The organism is Blattabacterium cuenoti, from assembly GCF_014251635.1.
Taxonomy (GTDB): domain Bacteria; phylum Bacteroidota; class Bacteroidia; order Flavobacteriales; family Blattabacteriaceae; genus Blattabacterium; species Blattabacterium cuenoti_S.
Map to the genome: position 1 here is coordinate 430,281 of NZ_CP059194.1, position 19,335 is coordinate 449,615.

Annotated in this window: 24 protein-coding genes; 12 read left to right on the top strand and 12 right to left on the bottom strand. The window is 25.7% G+C overall.

The window, feature by feature from the left end:
• The 3 genes from obgE to lpdA all read right to left on the bottom strand — a co-directional run bounded on the left by obgE (position 1) and on the right by lpdA (position 3,149).
• The gene (obgE, locus tag H0H64_RS02100) at positions 1–987 is read right to left on the bottom strand and encodes a GTPase ObgE (protein WP_185857155.1); all 987 of its coding nucleotides are present in this window, start codon (positions 985–987) and stop codon (positions 1–3) included.
• A gap of 6 nt (positions 988–993) precedes the next feature.
• Positions 994–1,578 (bottom strand): adenylate kinase family protein, encoded by a 585-nt coding sequence (locus H0H64_RS02105; protein WP_185857156.1) that lies wholly within the window; start codon positions 1,576–1,578, stop codon positions 994–996.
• Positions 1,579–1,748: 170 nt separating this feature from the next.
• The gene (gene lpdA, locus H0H64_RS02110; RefSeq protein ID WP_185857613.1) at positions 1,749–3,149 is read right to left on the bottom strand and encodes a dihydrolipoyl dehydrogenase; all 1,401 of its coding nucleotides are present in this window, start codon (positions 3,147–3,149) and stop codon (positions 1,749–1,751) included.
• 114 nt (positions 3,150–3,263) lie between these two features.
• On the opposite strand from lpdA, the gene fsa reads away from it, so the two are divergent.
• Complete coding sequence (fsa, locus tag H0H64_RS02115; RefSeq protein ID WP_185857157.1) at positions 3,264–3,926, top strand: fructose-6-phosphate aldolase; 663 nt, start codon at positions 3,264–3,266, stop codon at positions 3,924–3,926.
• On the opposite strand, the gene H0H64_RS02120 is transcribed toward fsa, so the two are convergent.
• The 5 genes from H0H64_RS02120 to H0H64_RS02140 all read right to left on the bottom strand — a co-directional run bounded on the left by H0H64_RS02120 (position 3,927) and on the right by H0H64_RS02140 (position 6,583).
• A complete protein-coding gene (locus H0H64_RS02120) occupies positions 3,927–4,238 on the bottom strand; it encodes a hypothetical protein (protein ID WP_185857158.1) in 312 nt (103 codons plus the stop codon). It abuts the gene before it with no gap.
• A gap of 18 nt (positions 4,239–4,256) precedes the next feature.
• Positions 4,257–4,781, bottom strand: coding sequence for an outer membrane protein assembly factor BamD (locus H0H64_RS02125; protein ID WP_185857159.1), 525 nt, complete (start codon positions 4,779–4,781; stop codon positions 4,257–4,259).
• Positions 4,778–5,281 (bottom strand): ferritin, encoded by a 504-nt coding sequence (locus H0H64_RS02130; protein WP_185857160.1) that lies wholly within the window; start codon positions 5,279–5,281, stop codon positions 4,778–4,780. The genes H0H64_RS02125 and H0H64_RS02130 overlap by 4 nt, the downstream gene beginning before the upstream one ends.
• Positions 5,282–5,305: 24 nt before the next feature.
• Complete coding sequence (dapA, locus tag H0H64_RS02135) at positions 5,306–6,187, bottom strand: 4-hydroxy-tetrahydrodipicolinate synthase (RefSeq protein ID WP_185857161.1); 882 nt, start codon at positions 6,185–6,187, stop codon at positions 5,306–5,308.
• A 123-nt stretch (positions 6,188–6,310) separates the two neighbouring features.
• Positions 6,311–6,583, bottom strand: a complete 273-nt coding sequence (locus H0H64_RS02140; protein ID WP_185857162.1) for an RNA recognition motif domain-containing protein — start codon at positions 6,581–6,583, stop codon at positions 6,311–6,313.
• 195 nt (positions 6,584–6,778) lie between these two features.
• Between H0H64_RS02140 and pncB the strand changes: the two genes are divergently transcribed.
• From pncB to groL, 7 genes are all read left to right on the top strand, one after another.
• Positions 6,779–7,951 (top strand): nicotinate phosphoribosyltransferase, encoded by a 1,173-nt coding sequence (pncB, locus tag H0H64_RS02145; protein WP_185857163.1) that lies wholly within the window; start codon positions 6,779–6,781, stop codon positions 7,949–7,951.
• Positions 7,952–8,031: 80 nt separating this feature from the next.
• Positions 8,032–9,372 (top strand): tRNA (N6-isopentenyl adenosine(37)-C2)-methylthiotransferase MiaB, encoded by a 1,341-nt coding sequence (miaB, locus tag H0H64_RS02150; protein WP_185857164.1) that lies wholly within the window; start codon positions 8,032–8,034, stop codon positions 9,370–9,372.
• 22 nt (positions 9,373–9,394) lie between these two features.
• Positions 9,395–10,615, top strand: coding sequence for a sigma-54 interaction domain-containing protein (locus tag H0H64_RS02155; RefSeq protein ID WP_185857165.1), 1,221 nt, complete (start codon positions 9,395–9,397; stop codon positions 10,613–10,615).
• A gap of 34 nt (positions 10,616–10,649) precedes the next feature.
• Complete coding sequence (locus tag H0H64_RS02160; RefSeq protein ID WP_238784982.1) at positions 10,650–11,105, top strand: hypothetical protein; 456 nt, start codon at positions 10,650–10,652, stop codon at positions 11,103–11,105.
• A 63-nt stretch (positions 11,106–11,168) separates the two neighbouring features.
• Positions 11,169–11,414 (top strand): preprotein translocase subunit SecG, encoded by a 246-nt coding sequence (secG, locus tag H0H64_RS02165; RefSeq protein WP_185857167.1) that lies wholly within the window; start codon positions 11,169–11,171, stop codon positions 11,412–11,414.
• A gap of 122 nt (positions 11,415–11,536) precedes the next feature.
• Positions 11,537–11,815 carry a co-chaperone GroES gene (locus tag H0H64_RS02170; RefSeq protein ID WP_185857168.1) on the top strand — a complete coding sequence of 93 codons (279 nt, stop codon included), beginning with the start codon at positions 11,537–11,539 and terminating at the stop codon, positions 11,813–11,815.
• 56 nt (positions 11,816–11,871) lie between these two features.
• Positions 11,872–13,515, top strand: a complete 1,644-nt coding sequence (gene groL, locus H0H64_RS02175) for a chaperonin GroEL (RefSeq protein ID WP_185857169.1) — start codon at positions 11,872–11,874, stop codon at positions 13,513–13,515.
• A 56-nt stretch (positions 13,516–13,571) separates the two neighbouring features.
• Here the strand turns inward: groL and H0H64_RS02180 are convergent, their stop codons facing one another.
• From H0H64_RS02180 to H0H64_RS02190, 3 genes are all read right to left on the bottom strand, one after another.
• A complete protein-coding gene (locus H0H64_RS02180) occupies positions 13,572–14,051 on the bottom strand; it encodes a KdsC family phosphatase (protein WP_394798748.1) in 480 nt (159 codons plus the stop codon).
• Between the two features lie 169 nt (positions 14,052–14,220).
• Positions 14,221–14,616, bottom strand: coding sequence for a DUF3276 family protein (locus tag H0H64_RS02185; protein ID WP_185857171.1), 396 nt, complete (start codon positions 14,614–14,616; stop codon positions 14,221–14,223).
• Between the two features lie 101 nt (positions 14,617–14,717).
• Positions 14,718–16,469 (bottom strand): ABC transporter ATP-binding protein, encoded by a 1,752-nt coding sequence (locus tag H0H64_RS02190; protein ID WP_185857172.1) that lies wholly within the window; start codon positions 16,467–16,469, stop codon positions 14,718–14,720.
• A 102-nt stretch (positions 16,470–16,571) separates the two neighbouring features.
• Between H0H64_RS02190 and nusB the strand changes: the two genes are divergently transcribed.
• From nusB to H0H64_RS02210, 4 genes are read left to right on the top strand one after another with little or no spacing between them, the layout of a single operon-like run.
• Complete coding sequence (gene nusB, locus H0H64_RS02195) at positions 16,572–17,525, top strand: transcription antitermination factor NusB (protein ID WP_185857173.1); 954 nt, start codon at positions 16,572–16,574, stop codon at positions 17,523–17,525.
• A gap of 42 nt (positions 17,526–17,567) precedes the next feature.
• The gene (gene yajC / locus H0H64_RS02200) at positions 17,568–17,894 is read left to right on the top strand and encodes a preprotein translocase subunit YajC (RefSeq protein WP_185857174.1); all 327 of its coding nucleotides are present in this window, start codon (positions 17,568–17,570) and stop codon (positions 17,892–17,894) included.
• Positions 17,872–18,504 (top strand): dephospho-CoA kinase, encoded by a 633-nt coding sequence (coaE, locus tag H0H64_RS02205; protein ID WP_185857175.1) that lies wholly within the window; start codon positions 17,872–17,874, stop codon positions 18,502–18,504. Before yajC ends, coaE begins: the two co-directional genes overlap by 23 nt.
• Before the next feature lie 2 nt (positions 18,505–18,506).
• The gene (locus tag H0H64_RS02210) at positions 18,507–18,638 is read left to right on the top strand and encodes a 30S ribosomal protein THX (protein WP_185857176.1); all 132 of its coding nucleotides are present in this window, start codon (positions 18,507–18,509) and stop codon (positions 18,636–18,638) included.
• On the opposite strand, the gene H0H64_RS02215 is transcribed toward H0H64_RS02210, so the two are convergent.
• Entirely contained in the window at positions 18,610–19,308 is a 699-nt protein-coding gene (locus H0H64_RS02215; protein WP_185857177.1) for a zinc metallopeptidase, read from the bottom strand. The two genes, H0H64_RS02210 and H0H64_RS02215, sit on opposite strands and share 29 nt — an antisense overlap.
• Positions 19,309–19,335: the final 27 nt, after the last annotated feature.

Consider the following 19,335-nt stretch of genomic DNA (forward strand, 5'->3'; position numbering starts at 1 on the left):
CTATAATTTAATTAGTTTCCATAATTTTTCTACTAATTCTGGTAATCCTTTTTTTGTGAAAGAGGAGATAAAAACAACGTTTTCTTTTAATTTTAAAAAATCTTCTTTTATTTTATTCTTTTTCTCATCGTTGATCAAATCCGATTTAGATATTGCTAATAAACGTTTTTTATTTAAAAGATTTAAATTGAATTTTTTCAACTCATTTAACAAAATAAAATATTCTTTTTTTTTATTTTTTGTGTCTGAAGAAATCAAAAATAATAGAACAGAATTTCGTTCTATATGTCTTAGGAAATAATGTCCTAAACCTTTTCCTTCGGAAGCTTTATCAATAATTCCAGGGATATCAGCTGCTAAAAAAGAATTAAAATCTACATATACCACGCCTATGTGTGGAGCTTTAGTAGTAAAGGGAAAATTTCCTATTTTGGGTTTTGCTTTTGTAATTACAGAAAGTAAAGTTGATTTTCCAGTATTAGGAAAACCTATAAACCCTACATCAGCTAGGATTTTTAATTCTAAAAAAATCCAGTTTCCTTTTGTTTTAACTCCCGGTTGTGCATAATAAGGAGTTTGATAAACTGAATTTTTAAAAAAAACGTTTCCTTTTCCCCCTTTCCCTCCTTCGAATAAAATTTTTTTCTGAAAATTTTTGGTTATTTCCAATATTATATTTTTATTTTCATCTTTTACTACAGTTCCTATAGGAACTTCTATTAATAAATCCTTTCCATTCGCTCCAGTTATGTTGTTTCCTTTTCCAGGGGATCCTGACTTTGCTATCCAATGTTTATGATATCTCAAATGTAAAAAGGTATGAAGCTGTGAATTCCCTTTAAGAATAATATCTCCACCTTTCCCTCCTGTTCCTCCATCAGGTCCGCCTCTAGTTATATATTTATCTCTATAAAAATGAATGCATCCAGATCCTCCATCACCACTTTTACAATAAATTTTTATATAATCAACAAAAGAATTTTCCATTAATTATTAAAATAATAAATTTATGATTTTTTCTTCTATAAAAACAGAAATTTTTTCCACAGACAAAGAAGCATTTAATTTTATTATACTATTTTCCCATTTATGATTGTTATTCCATATTATAGAAGTTTCTTTATCATATTCTTTTATTCTTCTTTGAACTGTAATAATATCGGTGTCATCGTTACGGTGACTTATTTCTCCTCTTTTTAATAATCTATTTATTATCAAATTTTTTTGAATAAAAAAATAAAAAATTATATTTATTTTTCCCAAACAAAATTTTTTTAATACTTTTTCTAAAGAAAAAATTTGATTCCTAGTTCTAGGATATCCATCATAGATAATTCCTTTAGCCTTAAAATGTTTTTGAATTTCTATGTTTAACATGTTTGTAGTAATTATATCAGGAACTAATATTCCTTTATTTATATAACAACTAGCGATTTTTCCTAGATTAGTTTTTCTTTTTATATGATCTCTAAATATCATTCCAGTAGATAGGTGTATGAAACCAAATTTATTTGATATGATTTTAGCTTGAGTTCCTTTTCCACAACCCGGTGGGCCAAACAATATAATATGTATCATAACATAAAACAATAAAAATTATGAATTTCATGTAAAGAAAATACAGTAGTAGCAGTAGATATATAGATATTTATCTATATATACCTATACGGACTAACTTAGTCCACAACAAAACAATATTTGTGTGGAAATATAGAAGAAGTAGTGTATTTCTTAATTGAGAAACTTATTTATAAATGAATAGCTTTACCATAAGCGTTAGCTACAGATTCTATAATAGATTCACTTAATGAAGGATGAGGATGGATACTACCCAAAATTTCATAGCTGGTTGCCTCTAATTTTCTGGCAACTGCTACTTCTGAAATTAAATCCGTCACATGATTTCCTATCATATGGCATCCTAACCATTCATCATATTTATCGTCAAAAATTACTTTTACAAAACCGTCAGTATTCTCATCAGAAATAGACCTACCTAAAGCGCTAAAAGGGAATTTTCCTATTTTTATTTGAAATCCTTTTTCTTTCGACTCTTTTTCTGTATAACCTATTGAAGCTATTTCAGGAAGTGAATAAACACATTTCGGAACATTATTATAATTTATTTCTTGACAATTTAAACCTTTTATATTTTCAACGCAATTTATTGCCTCATGCGATGCAACATGAGCTAAAGAAGGAGTTTTAATTACATCTCCAATAGCATAATATCCATCTATATTCGTACTATAATTTCCATCTACAACTATAAATCCTTTTTCTGTTTGAATTCCTATTTCTTCTAGTCCAATATGTTTAATATTGGGAACAACTCCTATAGCGTATAGTACCGTATCTGCTTTTAACACAATATTTTCTAATGATGTTGTTTTAATACCAACAATAACTTCACAATTATTATTATTATAAGTAATTTGATTTATGCTGGAAGATACATAACTTTCAATTCCTATTTTATCAAAAGAATATTTTAAATAATCAGATATATCATCATCTCCATTAGGAAATAATTTAGGACATATTTCTATAACAGTGACTTTTGTCCCCATAGAATGATAAAAATAAGCAAATTCCAATCCTATAGAACCAGAACCTATGATTATCATTTTTTTTGGTAATGAAGATAAGGATAGAGCCTCTTTATATGTTATAATTTCTTTCCTATTATATTGAAATTTTGCATCAATTTTAGGAATTGCACCAGTAGCAATAATAATATGTGAACCAGAATATTCTGCAATGCTTTCATCGTTTTTAAAAATTTCTATTTTTTTATTTTTTTTTAAGCGGGCATTTCCATAAATAACATGAATACCATTTTTTTTCATTAAAAATGAAACTCCTTTTCTTATTTGATCAACGATTTTTCTACTTTTAGAAATAATTTTAGGATAATCTATTTCAATATCTTTATTTTTTATACCAAATAATTCCCCATTTTTTTTTATGGATTGTAAAATTTTTACGCTATTCAAAAGTGATTTAGTAGGAATACATCCCCAATTTAAACAAACGCCTCCAATAGAATCTTTTTCCACTACAGCTGTTTTCATTCCAAGTTGTGCTGCGCGTATGGAAGCAACATAACCACCAGGGCCACTTCCTAAAACAATAACATCAAAATGCATAATCACAATATAAATAAAACATTTAAATAAATTTACGGATTTTTCTATTTAATATTAATCTATAAAAACAATAAAATTCCTATTTTTTACTTAAAATATTATAAATTTGTTTGTATGAAGTTTTTTATAGATACAGCTAACTTAAAAGAAATTGATGAGGCAAGATCATTAGGCATGTTAGATGGAGTTACAACAAATCCATCTTTGATATCAAATGAATCTGTTTCCAATCAAAAAGAAATTCAGAAACATTATATATCTATATGTGAACGTTTAAAAAATGAAGAAAATGTGAGTGCAGAAGTTATCAGCACTGATTATGATAACATGATTCAAGAAGGAGAAAAACTTTCTCTTCTACACCCAAGAATTGTAGTGAAAATACCCATAACAAAAAATGGAATCCGAGCTATTAAATATTTTTCTAACAAAAAAATTAAAACTAATTGTACTCTTATTTTTTCTACAGGACAAGCTCTTTTAGCGGCAAAAGCTGGCGCGAATTATGTTTCTCCATTTATTGGTAGATTAGATGATCTATCTTATAACGGATTAAACTTAATAAGAGAAATAAAAAATGTATATGAAAACTATCATTTTAAAACAAAAATATTAGGAGCTTCTATCCGTAATCCTTTACATATCATAGAATGTTCTAAAATAGGAATACATGCTATTACTTCTCCTATAAGTGTTGTTTATTCTTTATTAAATCACCCCTTAACAGATATAGGATTGGAAAAATTTCTAAAAGATTTTAAGAAAAAAATAAAATAATTAAATTTTTATTTTTCCGTCTAATAAATATTGAATAGAAATAGATGTGGATTTTGGTAGTTTTTCATAAAATCTAGATAATTCTATTTGTTCTTTATTTTCGAAAATTTCTTCTAAATTATTCTTATTCAGAATACTGAATTCTTCTAATTTAGAATACAAATCTTCTTTGATTCTATTATTGATTTTTTGACTTATTTTTTCTAAAATGCATATAGTTTCATATATGTTTTTTCCAGATTTTTTTTCTAGCTGAACGCGATCTATAGTTTCTGTATTTATTGGAGCATCAATATCTCTTAAAAAATTCATAAGAATAACAAGTTACAATCATTTTAACTTTTTGTACAAAATCTTTAATTTTTTTGCATTATAAGAATATGGAAAATTTTTCATGTATTCATTATATGATCTTACAAAATCTTTTTTTTTAGAAAGTTTATATTGAGAAACACAAATTTTATACATAATTTTCTCTTTAAAACAACTTTCTGGAAAATCATTAATAAGATCTTTAAAGTAAATCAAAGAAGCTTGATATCTATTCATTAAAAAATAAGAATTAGCAATGCAATAGTTTTTTTTTTCAATTTTTTTCAACAAGTTATTAAGTATCCTATAGGCTTCTTTAATTTTTGAACTATCAGGATATTTTTTAATAAATTGATTAAATTTACTAATTGCAATATCGGTCTTCGTTTGATCTAAGTCAAAATTTAAAGATGATAAATAATAACGTTTCCCCTGTTCAAATAAAGTATCCTCTTCTGAAAAAACAGATTTTTTTTCCGGTAATATAGAGCACCCTTCAAAAACTAAACTTAATATTGATACAATAAAAATAATTCTAATCAAAATTTCTTATTTTTGTGAGAATTTTTCATGTCTTTATCAAATAAATACAATCCTCCTTTATCTTCTCCTATTAATTCTATTTTATCTAAAATCATTTTACTTAAAGCTTCTTCCTCAATCTGTTCTTCAACATACCATTGCAAGAAATTATATGTAAAATAATCTTTTTCTTGTAAAGAAATTTCTACTAAAAAATTTATTTCCTTAGATATTTTCTTTTCATGTTCAAATAATTTTAAAAATAACTCTTTTAAAGATGTGTATGTTATATTTACATGTAAAAAATCATGGAAAATAACGTTTCCTCCTCTTTTATTAATATATCTAATGAACTTTAACATATGAATTCTTTCTTCATTTGAATGATCATATAGGAATTCACATATTCCTTCGTAACCTTTTCTATCAACCCAAGATGCCATAGATAAATACAATTGAGAAGATTCTAATTCTCTATTTAACTGTTTTATTAATCCTTTTTGTATTTTTTCACTGAACATATTTTTCAATTACTTATTTACTTATTATTTAATATTTTTTAATGAAAATAACATTTTTTCTCTTAAAGATGGAGTTCCAATTAATAATGGCAATCTCACATATGAATCACATATTCCTATTATATCTAAAAAAGTTTTGATCCCTGTAGGATTTCCTTCTTCGTAAATAAGGTCTATTATTTTAATAATATTGTAAAAAATAGAAAAAGCTTTTTTTACATTATTATTCCTTGCCAAGGATATCATATTAGAAATTTTTTTAGGAAGCCCTTGAGCAACTACGGAAATAACCCCTTCACCTCCTCCTAATATAACAGGTAAAGTTATAAAATCGTCCCCTGATATTACACTAAAATTTTCTGGTTTTTTATCCAATATTTTATAAGATTGTAAAACATTTCCTGAAGCTTCTTTTATCCCTATTATATTTTTGAAATCAAAAGCTAAACGTAAAACAGTATCTGGGTTAATATTAGATCCTGTTCTTTTGGGTACATTATAAAGAATAATATCTGCCTCTGTATAACTAACAATAGATTTGAAGTGTTGATAAATCCCCTCTTGAGAAGGTCTATTATAATAAGGAGAAACTGAAAGAATAGCATAAAAATCCGATAAGTTTTTTATGCTATTTATTTTTTTTATAACTTCTTCTGTGTTGTTCCCTCCTATTCCTAATATTAAAGGAAGTTGTTTATAATTAGTATTTTGAATACATTTTACTACATCCCATCTCTCTTCCTTTTTTAGGGTAGCTGTTTCAGCTGTTGTTCCCAATGCAACTAAATAATCTACATTATTGTCTACTACATATTTTACAAGTTTTTCTAGTCCATTGAAGTCAATTTTTCCATCCTTTTTAAAAGGAGTAACTAACGCTACACCTGTTCCATATAATTTTTTCATAGATTAGTTTACTACATTTTATATATATGATATGATAAATATTGTTATTATTTCATGTTGATTTATTTATTTTTATTATATATAAATAATTAAAAAAACAGATGTAAGCGCACATAATAATGACTAATAATCTTTCTTTGTTCTTGGTCTAGCTGCAGATACAATAATATTTCTGCCCATAAACTCTGTTCCATTTAATTTTTCTATAGCTTGTCTAGCGTTTTCTTCATTAGACATTTCTATAAATCCAAAACCTTTACTCCTTTTGCTTGATGTAGATTCATCAAAAATTATTTTGGCATGAGTGACTTCTCCCACAGATTCAAAATATTTTTTCAATTCTTGTTCTGTCATATCATAAGATAAATTACCAACGTATAGTTTCGTATTGTCCATATTAAAAATAATAAATTGTTTTAAAAGCAAATTTAGAGAAATATTTTTTCTAAAAAAGAAAAATATATTACTTGATCTAAAAGCAGTTAAAATAATGATTTATTTTGTCATTTATAAATAAATAAAAAAACTTAAGAATAAAATTTTATTTTAATATTGGAAAATTTTTTTCAATAATTATAAAGAATACCTTTAATGAATAATTTTTCTATTGTATCATCATTATTGGACAATGATTTTTATAAATTTACAATGCAGAATGCTGTAATAAAATTATTTCCATTAGCAAAAGCCAAATATGAATTTATAAACAGAGGAAAACACTCTTTTCCTAAGAATTTTGCTAAAATTTTAAAAGAAAATTTAAATAAAATGGCTTATTTAAAACTTTCAAATGAGGAGAGGGTTTTTTTAGAAAAATATTGTCCTTATTTAGATTCTTCTTATTTAGATTTTTTAAATAAATACCAATACAACCCAAAAGAAGTAAATATTTTTCAAAAAGGAAAAAATATACAAATGCATATAGAAGGGTTATGGAGCCGCACTATATTATGGGAAGTGCCTTTAATGGCCATTATATCTGAATTATATTATAAACTAACAGGAGCTAAAAAAATATCGGAAAAAAAAATCACAAGTATAACAAAGGAAAAATTAAAAAAATATAAAAAATTACAAGTTAAAATTGGAGAATATGGGACAAGGAGAAGATATTCTTATAAAGTACATAAATTAGTTTTAAAAACATTAACAGAGGAAGGAGCCCCTCTTTTCATGGGAAGCAGTAATCTACACTTTTCTCATATTTTTTCAATAAAACCAATAGGGACCCAAGGACATGAATGGGTCATGTTTCATGCAGCAAAATACGGATTAAATATAGCAGACCGGATCGCTATGGAAAATTGGTTGAATATTTATGGAAATAATTTAGGAATAGCTTTATCTGATACATATACTTCCCCAATTTTTTTTAAAAACTTTAATAAAAAACTTTCAAACATTTTTAAAGGAGTAAGACATGACAGTGGAGATCCTATTTTTTTTGCTAAAGAAACTATAAAACATTATAAAAAATTTAAAATAAATCCTGTAAGAAAAAAAATCATATTCTCTGATAATCTTAATCCATGCAAAGTGGCTTATATTTCTTCTTTTTGTAAAAAAAAAATAAATACTTGTTTTGGAATAGGAACTAATTTTACTAATGATGTAGGTTTTCCTTCCATGAACATTGTCATAAAAATGGTCAAAGCTCTTCCAGATGAAAAATGGATATCAGTGGTAAAACTTTCTAATGTTAAAGAAAAATCGACCGGAGAAAAAAATATGATTTTTTTAGCAAAAAAAATCCTTCATATATAAGAATATATAAGAAATAGTTTCTTAATTTATTCATGTCATAATGACATTGTGTATTTTTGATTGTGTATATATTAAAAAATATGAAAAACAAAAGTTTTTATATCGAAAATTATGGTTGTCAAATGAATATATCAGATAGTGATATTATTACTTCTATTTTATTGGATAATGATTTTTTTTTATCTGAAAACTTAGAAAAAGCAAATATTATACTGTTAAACGCTTGTTCTATTAGAGAAAAAGCAGAATTAACAATAAAAAAAAGATTGGAACAATTAAAGTTTCTTAAAAAGGAAAAAAAAATTTGTATTGGAATTATAGGATGTTTTTCAAAACAAATTAAAGATCTTTTTTTGCAAGAAAAAATGGTAGATTTTTTTGTGAATCCAGATTCTTATAGGGAAATACCTAATTTTATTCATTATTCTATAATGGGAAAGCAATATTCTCATGCAGTTAAAAAAAATGAAACTTATGCGGATATAAGTATTGTAAATGTAAAAAAAAATAATAAAAAAATAACAACTTTTTTAAGCATAACAAGAGGTTGTAATAATATGTGTACATTTTGTATCGTCCCTTTTACCAGAGGGAGAGAAAGAAGTAGCGATCCATATTCCATAATACAGGAATGTAAACGTTTATATCATAATGGATATAAAGAAATAACTCTTTTAGGACAAAATGTGGATTCTTATTTATGGATAAAAAAAGATATGATTAAGAATCAAAAAAATATCGTAGATTTTTCTCATCTTTTAGATCTTTTAGCAGAGGAAATTCCTTTTATAAGAATTAGATTTTCTACATCTAATCCTCATGATATGTCTGACAAAGTCCTAGAAGTAATTTCTAAACATAGGAATATTTGCAAACATATTCATTTACCTGTTCAATCTGGAAGCAATAAAATACTAAGATTGATGAACAGAAAATATACACGGGAAAAATATCTTTCTTTAGTTAAAAAAATTAAAAATATTATTCCTGAATGTTCTATTTCTCATGATATTATTAGTGGATTTTGTAATGAAAATGAAGAAGATCATAAAGAAACTATAAGTTTAATGAATGAAATTAAATATAATTATGGATATATGTTTTCTTATTCTCCCAGACCTGGAACTTATGCATATAGAAAATTTAAAGATAATGTACCTAAAGATGTTAAAAAAAGACGATTAAGAGAAATTATTGATTTACAAAGAGATCATTCATTTTATAGAATGAAAGAACATTTAGGTAAAATAGAAGAAGTTTTAATAGAAGGAGAATCAAAAAAAAATAATCAATATTGGTATGGAAGAAATACGCAAAATCTAGTTATAGTCTTTCCTAAAAAAAACCTAAATATAGGAGATATGGTTCATGTAGAAATCACAGATACTACATCCGCCACTTTAATAGGAAAACTTTTCTAGTGATGTAAAAAAAAATAAAAACATGGAACCTATCTTTATCCAAAATATAAAACAAAAATTTGGTATCATTGGATATGATTATGCTTTGCATAGAGCTTTAGAAAAAGCAATACAAGTCGCTCCTACTGACATTTCAGTATTGGTTCTTGGAGAAAGTGGAGTAGGGAAAGAGTTTATCCCAAAAATTATTCATCAATATTCTTCTAGAAAACATCATGCTTATATTGCTGTGAATTGTGGTGCTATCCCAGAAGGAACTATTGATAGTGAACTTTTTGGGCATGAAAAGGGGTCTTTTACAGGGGCTACGAGTATGCGTAAAGGTTATTTTGAAGGAGCAAATGGAGGAACTATATTTTTAGATGAAGTAGGGGAATTACCTTTACCTACGCAGGTTCGTCTTCTTAGAATATTGGAATCTGGAGAGTTTATTAAAGTAGGATCCTCTAAAATTCAAAAAACAAATATACGTATTGTTGCTGCTACTAATTTGAATATGGTAGAATCCATACAAAAAGGAAAATTTAGAGAAGATTTATTTTATCGTTTAAATACAGTTCAGATCAATGTTCCTCCTTTACGTTTCCGTAAAAATGATATCAAATTCTTATTTAAAAAATTTTCTAATGATTTTGCAGAAAAATATCATATGCCTCCAGTAACGTTTTCTGAAGAATCTTTAAAATATTTAGAAGATTATTCTTGGCCTGGTAATATCAGACAATTAAAAAATCTTATAGAACAAATTTCTGTAGTAGAAACTCAACGTGAAATTTCTATAGAAAAATTAAAAGAATATATTCCAGAAAATATTCCATCGATATCTTTTTCTAATAATGTAATAGAAACATCTTTTCGTGATAGAGAAAGAGATTTTCTTTATAAAATTCTATTTGACATGAAAAAAAATTTGAATGATTTAAAAAATATTACATTTCAATTAATTAAAAATAATTCCAATGCTAGATTTATTGAAAAAAATCAACATCTTATGGATAAAGTTTTTGGAAAGATAATTCATAATAGAGATGATTCTATTTTTCAATTAGAAGATTCAGATTATGAAGAAGTAGAAGAAGATTTATCTAAAAATGAATTATCTTCTTTTTCTTTACAAAGAAAAGAAATTGAGTTTATCCAAAAAGCTTTAAAAAAAAATAATGGAAAAAGAAGAAAAGCAGCAAAAGAATTAGGAATTTCAGAAAGAACATTATACAGAAAAATTAAACAGTATGGTTTATAAAAAATTTTTTTTTATTTTTATTTTCATATTTTTTATGACAATTAGTTGTTATCATTCATCTATTTCATCATTTTTTAATACAAAAAAAACAATAGAGATAGGGGAGTTTTCAGAAAGTGTCAATATACCTAGGAGATCCATTTCCTTTGATTTAAAAAAAAGCATTGAAAATTATATAATGAAACATAATCCTTCCAATTTAGTATTAAAAAATGGAGATGTTGTATTAGAAGGTGTGTTTTTAAATTACGCAATTATACCATTGGAAAATTATCCGTTGAAAAAAATTAAAGTAACAGCAAAAATATGTTACACAGATAACACTGAACCAGAAAAAAATTGGGAAGAATCTTTTGTTGCATCTGAAGTATTTTTCAACAATAAAAAAAACCTTTTTTCTAAAGAAATTATTGATAAGATTATAAAAAAATTAACAATTCAAGTGTGTCATAAAATATTTCATGATTCTAATGATAATGATAATTGGTAGATCTAGATAAAGATAATAGAATTTTTAGATAATAGAGTAGGGTAAGTATAAAAGTATATATAAATGGAAAATGTCCCCATAATTACATTTGGTTTTTTTATTATTATAACATGTCTTTTACTTATATTGGTTATTTTGATACAAAATCCTAAAAAAGAAAGTATTCATCAGTCTTTTATGGAGAAAAATTTTAGATTTTTTGGAATTAAGAGAACAAATACATTTTTGGATAATATCACTTGGTTTTTATCCATTATTATATTTTTTTTAACTCTATTTTTCAATTTTCTACTGAAATCAAAACATTGAATAAGTATGTCATAATGACATTTAATATCAATTAAATGAAAAAAATTTCAATTTTTTTCATTTGGCATGTTTTTGGCTCTTTTGAATAATTTAGAACTGTTAACCTTAAAATTATTTATAATATGGTGGAAGTAAATATTAAACCTTTAGCAGATCGTGTTCTTGTGCAACCTGATCCTGCTGAGACAAAAACCGCTTCAGGTATTATTATTCCTGATACAGCAAAAGAAAAACCACAAAAAGGGACTATAATAGCAGTAGGGAAAGGGAAGAAAGATGAACCTATGAATCTAAAAAAAGGGGATAGAGTTTTATATGGAAAATATTCTGGAACAGAATTGAAATGGGAAGGAGAAGAATATCTCATTATGCGAGAATCTGATGTTATAGCTATCATATGATTCATATAATTTATTCAATTATTCAATAAGACAAATTCATTAAAATTTAAAAAATTATGGCAAAAGATATTAAATTTGATATTGAAGCGAGAGATAAACTAAAAAAAGGAGTAGATGCGTTAGCAAATGCTGTGAAGGTAACTTTAGGACCAAAAGGTCGTAATGTTGTGCTGCAAAAATCCTTTGGAGGGCCTCAAGTTACTAAAGATGGAGTTACTGTTGCTAAAGAAATAGAATTAGAAGATTCTATAGAGAATCTTGGAGCTCAAATGGTGAAAGAGGTAGCTTCTAAAACTAATGATGTTGCTGGAGATGGGACTACAACCGCTACTGTGTTAGCTCAAGCTATTGTTAGAGAAGGGTTAAAAAATGTAGCAGCTGGAGCTAACCCTATGGATTTAAAAAGAGGAATAGATAAAGCTTTAGAAGTGGTAATTTTAGATCTTAAAAGGCAATCTAGAGAAGTTGGAGGAAATACAGAGAAAATAAAACAAGTAGCTTCTATTTCTGCAAATAATGATGAAAAAACTGGGGCTTTGATAGCTGATGCTTTTGAAAAAGTAGGGAAAGAAGGGGTTATTACCGTTGAAGAAGCGAAAGGAACAGATACATCTGTAGATGTAGTAGAAGGAATGCAATTTGATAGAGGATATCAGTCTCCCTATTTTGTTACAAATACTGAGAAAATGATAACAGAATTTGATCAACCTCAAATTTTATTATCTGATAAAAAAATAGCAGCAATGAAAGATTTGTTGCCTATATTGGAACCTGTAGCTCAATCCGGAAAACCTCTATTAATTATTTCTGAAGAAGTAGAAGGTGAAGCATTAGCTACATTAGTAGTAAATAAAATACGAGGAACTTTGAAAGTAGCGGCTATTAAAGCTCCTGGATTTGGAGATAGAAGAAAAGCTATGTTAGAAGATATTGCGATCCTAACAGGAGGAACTGTTATTTCTGAAGAAATAGGAAGTAAGTTGGAGGATGTGAAATTACATATGTTAGGGAAAGCAGAAAGAGTAATTATAGATAAAGATAATACTACTATAGTAAATGGAGGGGGAAATAAAAAAGATATAAGAGCACGTGTAGATCAAATTAAAGCTCAAATAGAATCTACAACATCAGATTATGATAAAGAAAAGTTACAAGAACGTCTTGCAAAATTAGCTGGAGGTGTAGCCGTGCTTTATGTAGGAGCGGCTTCTGAGGTTGAAATGAAGGAAAAAAAAGATCGTGTAGATGACGCTTTAAATGCTACTAGAGCTGCGGTAGAAGAAGGAATAGTTGCAGGAGGTGGAGTAGCTTTGGTTCGTGCTATAAAATCTTTAGATGATACCACAGGAGATAATTCAGACCAAGACACTGGAATACAAATAGTTAGAAGATCTCTAGAAGAACCTTTACGTCAAATTGTAGCTAATGCAGGAGGAGAGGGGTCTGTAGTAGTGGCTAAAGTGGCAGAAGGAAAAGGGGATTTTGGATATGATGCTAAGATTGGTGAATACAAAAATATGATAGTGGAAGGAATTATAGACCCAACTAAAGTAGCTAGAGTCGCATTGGAAAACGCGGCTTCTGTTTCGGGAATGTTATTAACTACTGAATGTGTTGTTACAGAAATAAAGAAAGATGAATCTAACGTTGCCCCTCCAATGCCAGGAGCTGGTGGAGGAGGAATGGGTGGAATGATGTAATCATATGAATCAAAAAAAAATAGTGTCTTGATTAGGCACTATTTTTTTTCATATTTTTAAAACCAGTTTTTCTGAATTTTCAGAGTTTGTTCAATAACATCTCTTACGCATCCTCTTCCACCTTTTTTTGGAGAAATATACTTAGATACATCTTTAACTTCTTGAACCGCATCTATTGGAGAGCAAGGAAGAGCTACAGATTTCATTATTTCTATATCAGGTATATCATCTCCCATGTAAAGGACTTTTTTTTTAGTAATATTCAAAATATTGCAATATTCATCTAAATATTTTTTTTTATTATCTACTCCTTGATAAATATAACGAATATTTAATCCTCTCAAACGTTTAAAAACCATTAAATCGGATCCCCTTGTTATAATACATAAATTATATCCTTTTTTTTTTGCCAATTGCATTGCATATCCATCTTTAGCAAACATTTGTCGAACCATATTCCCATCTGGAAATAAATTCAAAGTGCAATCTGTCAATACTCCATCTACATCAAATATGAAAGTATTAATATCATTCATTATACTTATATAATTTTCCATATATTCCCATGATAAATAAAAATAATCACCTTATTTTATTCATAATCGCTTTATATTTATAGTTAGTAAACAATTGAAATCTTTAGAAAAGAAATAAAATTATAAACTTAACGACCATACTAATCTGATAATCATTTTTTACATTATATTAAATATCTTCAAAATTGATATTTGTAAAATTTTTTATTTCTGATGTCTTTTTTTGTTGTACATCCTTCATTTCTTGATTATATGTAGTGTGATTTTTAAAATCTTTTTGATGACGTTCCGAAATAACTTCTCTTCCCTTTTCATTAATAATAAATCGTATCATATCATCAAGTATACTTTGAAATTTGGAAAAATCTTCTTTATACAAATAAATTTTGTGTTTTTTATAAGTTATTTCTCCTGTTTCAGTAAAATTTTTCTTACTTTCAGTTATAGTCAAATAATAATCACCAGCTCTAGTTTCTCTCGCATCAAAAAAATAAGTGCGACTACCAGTTTTTAAAGTTCGTGAACAAATTTCATTTCTTTCTTTGATATTTTCTTTTTCGTCCATTTCAAAAAATATTATAATCCTAATTAAGCAAATCTAAACAAAAAAAATGGTCCATACTATTTTTTTTACTATTTATTATAATTATTTAAAATTAATTTTTACTAAAAGATATCATGATTTTCAATTTTTGATATTTTACCGTTCTTCAAAACAATAAACAAATCGAAATCAGAAATATAAGAAATATCATGAGTTATAATAATAATAGTACTATATTTCATCTCTTCTTTAACATAATGAATGATTGATTTTCTAGTTTTTTGATCTATGGCAGAAAAACTATCATCAAATATAATAATTTTTGGATTTCTTATGATAGCCCTAGCTATACATATTCTTTGCTTTTGTCCACCTGATAAAGTAATTCCTCTTTCTCCTATAATGGTTTCATAGCCGTTTTTAAAATTTAAAATATCACTTTCTATCATAGCTATTCTAGCCGCATCATGTACTTCATATGGAGTTACTTTATATACACTTCCTAAAGCTATATTGTTATAAATAGAATCTGAAAAAAGAAAAGATTCTTGAGGAACATACCCAATGTTATTCCTAAAATTATACAAATTATGATTTTTTAAAGATAAATTGTCTACTAATATCTCTCCTTGATACGGATCATATAAACGTGAAATTAATCTCCCTATAGTTGTTTTTCCTGACCCCGTTTCTCCTGTTAAAATTAAAGTTTTTCCTCTCATTAAAGTAAATGATATTTTATTAACTGTAAGTGTATCATTTTTATTTCTTTCTTTTATATTATTTTTACTGTTATTATTACAATAAAAAAAACTTACATTTTTAAATTGAACTTTTCCAAAAATTTTTGTTTTTATCAAATTATTATTCAATATTTCAGGTTTTTCTTTCAAAAATTCACTAATACGAATCTGCGATACTTTAGCTCTTTCTGAAATAGAAACAACCCATCCTAATATGATAAAAGGAAAAATTAAAACATTGATATATGTGAAAAATTCAGCAATAGTTCCTATTTCTTTTATTTCTCCTTCAAAATATTTTTTTCCACCAAAAAAAAGAATTAATAAATGACAAGTTCCTATGAAAAATATAATAACAGAAGACAATAGAGTATCAATTTTAGCTAATTCTGTGTTTTTCTTTTGATATTTTAATATAATTTTCCTATGTTTTTCTTGAAAGAAAGATTCTGATACAAATGATTTAATAACATGAATTCCTGAAAAAGTTTCTTGTATAAAAGAACAAATAAGAGATTGAAAACTTTGAACCTCTTCGCTTTTATTGGTGATATAAACACTTATATAATAAATAGAAATAAAAAGAATAGGAATAGGTAAAATTACATAAAAAGTCAATATTTTATTAATTCTTAACATTTGCATAAAAACCATAAAGAAAAGAATTATAAGATTTAAAAAATACATTATTCCAGGACCTATATATTGTCTTATAAAAGAAACATCCTCAGTAAGACGGTTCATTAAATCTCCTGTAGAATTTTTTTTATAGAAAGACAAACTTAATTTTTGATAATGTGAGAAAATTTCATTTTTTATATCAAATTCTATCATTCTAGATGTAGTAATTATACATTGTCGCATATGATATTTCACAAAACCACCTATAATTGGAACTATCAATATAATACTAGTATAAATACAAATATCTTTTTTTAAAGATAGAGAAAGAGAATTTGATGTATTTGAAAAATTTGAAAACAGATTCTTGATCGTATTAACAGATTTTCCTATATAAGGAATAGGAAGTAAGGTTAAAATATTTGATATTAAAATTAATAAAAACCCTATACACAAACGTAATTTGTATCTTTGACAATATCTTTTGCTAAAAGCAAATAAACCACCCATATAACACGCAAAAATACAAACTTTTTAAGTTTGATTTTTTATTTATATAATTGTACGAAAAATTTTGTCGTGCATAGAAAATCAACATGATTATAACAAAAAATGTCAATTAGACGACACTTCAGAATAAGAAGTTTACAATTTTTATATGCTCAACATTTATCTAAAATGGATTCAAATAAAGTTGAAGAAAATATGCTTCAAAGTATTGAATCGTTGCATCATATGTATATTTTTCTTCTTTATTTAATTCTAAAAATTAGAGAAAAAGCTTTAAAAATAAAAAAAAACTTATACAATAATAATAAAAATAAAACAGATATTATACGGAAATTTGCATACAATTCAGTAATAAAAATACTATCTAAAAATAAATATTTAATAGAAGAATATCGCTCTACAATAAAAAGAGATTCAGTAAAAATTTTATGGAACCAACAAGAAGAATATATTTTTATCTTATTTCAAGAAATGCAAAAATCAAATTTTTGTAAAAAACTCTTTTTTAAAGAACCATGTTCTTCTTTTGAAGAAGAAAAAAGATTTATAATAAAATATTATAAAAATTTTGTTATTCCCAATAAAAAATTAATAGGATACATAGAAGATTTATATTATTTTAATGGAGAAGAAGATTTATATATCGCTCATACTATGGTGTGTAAAACTTTACAATTTATCAATCATTCCACTCCTAAAAATTTTAAATTATATAATGTTTATAAAAACAATGAAAATAAAAAATTTATTATTGATTTGTATCGAAATACAATTTTTCACAAAGAAGAATTTAATAATTTAATTAATGATATATCAAATAATTGGGATATAAAAAGAATAGCCGTTATAGATTTAATTATATTGCAAATGGCTATTTGCGAATTTTTATATTTTCCAAATATACCTCCTAAAGCAACTATGAATGAATATATAGAAATTACTAAAATATTTTGTATGGAAAAAAGTAAAATTTTTATTAATGGTATATTAGATCAAATATTTAAATTTTTGTATAAAGAAAATAAAATATTCAAAATAGGAAAAGGACTCATGTAACATGTCATGTTTAAGGATACTTACTAAAATATTATAATATTTATGTTTTTTTCATTACAACAAAATTCTATTGCAAACACCATTTGGATGTTTGTGTTGATTTTCATTATATTTTATTTTTTTATGATACGCCCCCAAATAAAAAAGCAAAAAATTGAAAAAAAATTTCAAGAAAATTTAAAAAAGGGGAATTATATAGTGACAAACTCAGGAATACATGGAAAAATTATAGATATTACAGATCATTTTTGTATACTGGAAACTATTACAGGAAAAATAAAACTTGAAAAAAATACAATTTCAAAAGAATTAACCCAATTACGTTATAATAATATTATAATAGATTATGATAAAAAAAATAGGGAATAGAAAAATAAAATTGATAGGAATAACGGGAAAAATGGGATCTGGTAAAAGTTTATTTTCATCTTTTTTAAAAAAAAAGGGAATTCCTGTTTATTGTTCAGATCAAAAAGGAAAAATATTGATGAATCAAATAGGGATTATAAAACAAAATATTATAAAATTTTTTGGGAAAGATTCTTATAAGAAAAATAAAATAAATAAAACTTTTTTATCTAAAATTGTATTTAAAAACCCTATGGCTTTAAAATTATTATGCAAGATAGTTCATCCATGGGTGTCGCTTGATTTTAAACAATGGATGTATATGCACAAACAACATATATATGTAATAAAAGAATCCGCTATTTTATTTGAAAGTGAAAATTATAAAGAATGTGATTTTATTATAACTATAACTTCCCCAAAAAAAAATATAATCGAAAGAGTAATAAAAAGAGATAATTTAAATGAAGATCAAATTATGGACCGTTTAAAAAATCAAATATCTGATAAAAAAAGAGAAAAAAAATCCAATTTCATAATTAAAAACTATTTATCTATATGTTTTTTGAAAAAAGAGGCAAATAAAATACATAAACAGTTAGAAAAACTAACTGAAAAAAAAACTAAATAAATATGGGTAAAGGAGATAAAAAAACTAGAAGAGGAAAAATAAGAAATAAAACTTATGGAAATCTTCGTCCAAATCCACGAAACACCAAAAAAAAGAAAAAAAAAATCAAAGATGTTCATCTTTTTTACCAGTGAAAATAGATAAGAAATATATCAATTGAGCTAAACTTCCTAAAGCAGAAACCACATAAGTCATAGCAGCCCAATTTAATGATTCTCTTGCTTTGTGATATTCTTGATAATTTACCACATTTTTATTTCTGAGCCAAGTTAAGGCTCTATTACTTGCGTCAAATTCTATAGGTAATGTAATAAAAGAAAAAATTACAACTAAAAAAAATAATCCTATTCCTAATTTTAGAATCAAAGAATCTTTTCCTCCTGAACTATAAAAAATAGTTAATCCAGACATTATCGCTATATTAATAAATTTAGAAGTAAAATTTAAAATAGGAACTAAATGATTTCGTAATTTCAATAAATTATAACCCAATCTATGTTGCAAAGCGTGACCGCATTCATGAGCGGCTACTGCAACTGAAGCTGCACTCCTATCATTGTAAACTTTATCACTTAAATTAATTGTCTTATTTATAGGATTATAATGATCGGTTAATTCTCCTTCTACAGAAAGGACATTAACATCATATATCCCATGGTCTGTTAACATTTTTTCTGCTATTTCTTTTCCACTCATATGAGAGTGTAAGTAAAGCTGAGAATAATCTCTAAATTTATTTTTTAATATTGTATTCACAATAACACTTACCAAAAAAGTAGTTCCTACAATGAAATAATAAGTCATAAAAATCTATTTTTGAACAAAATTATT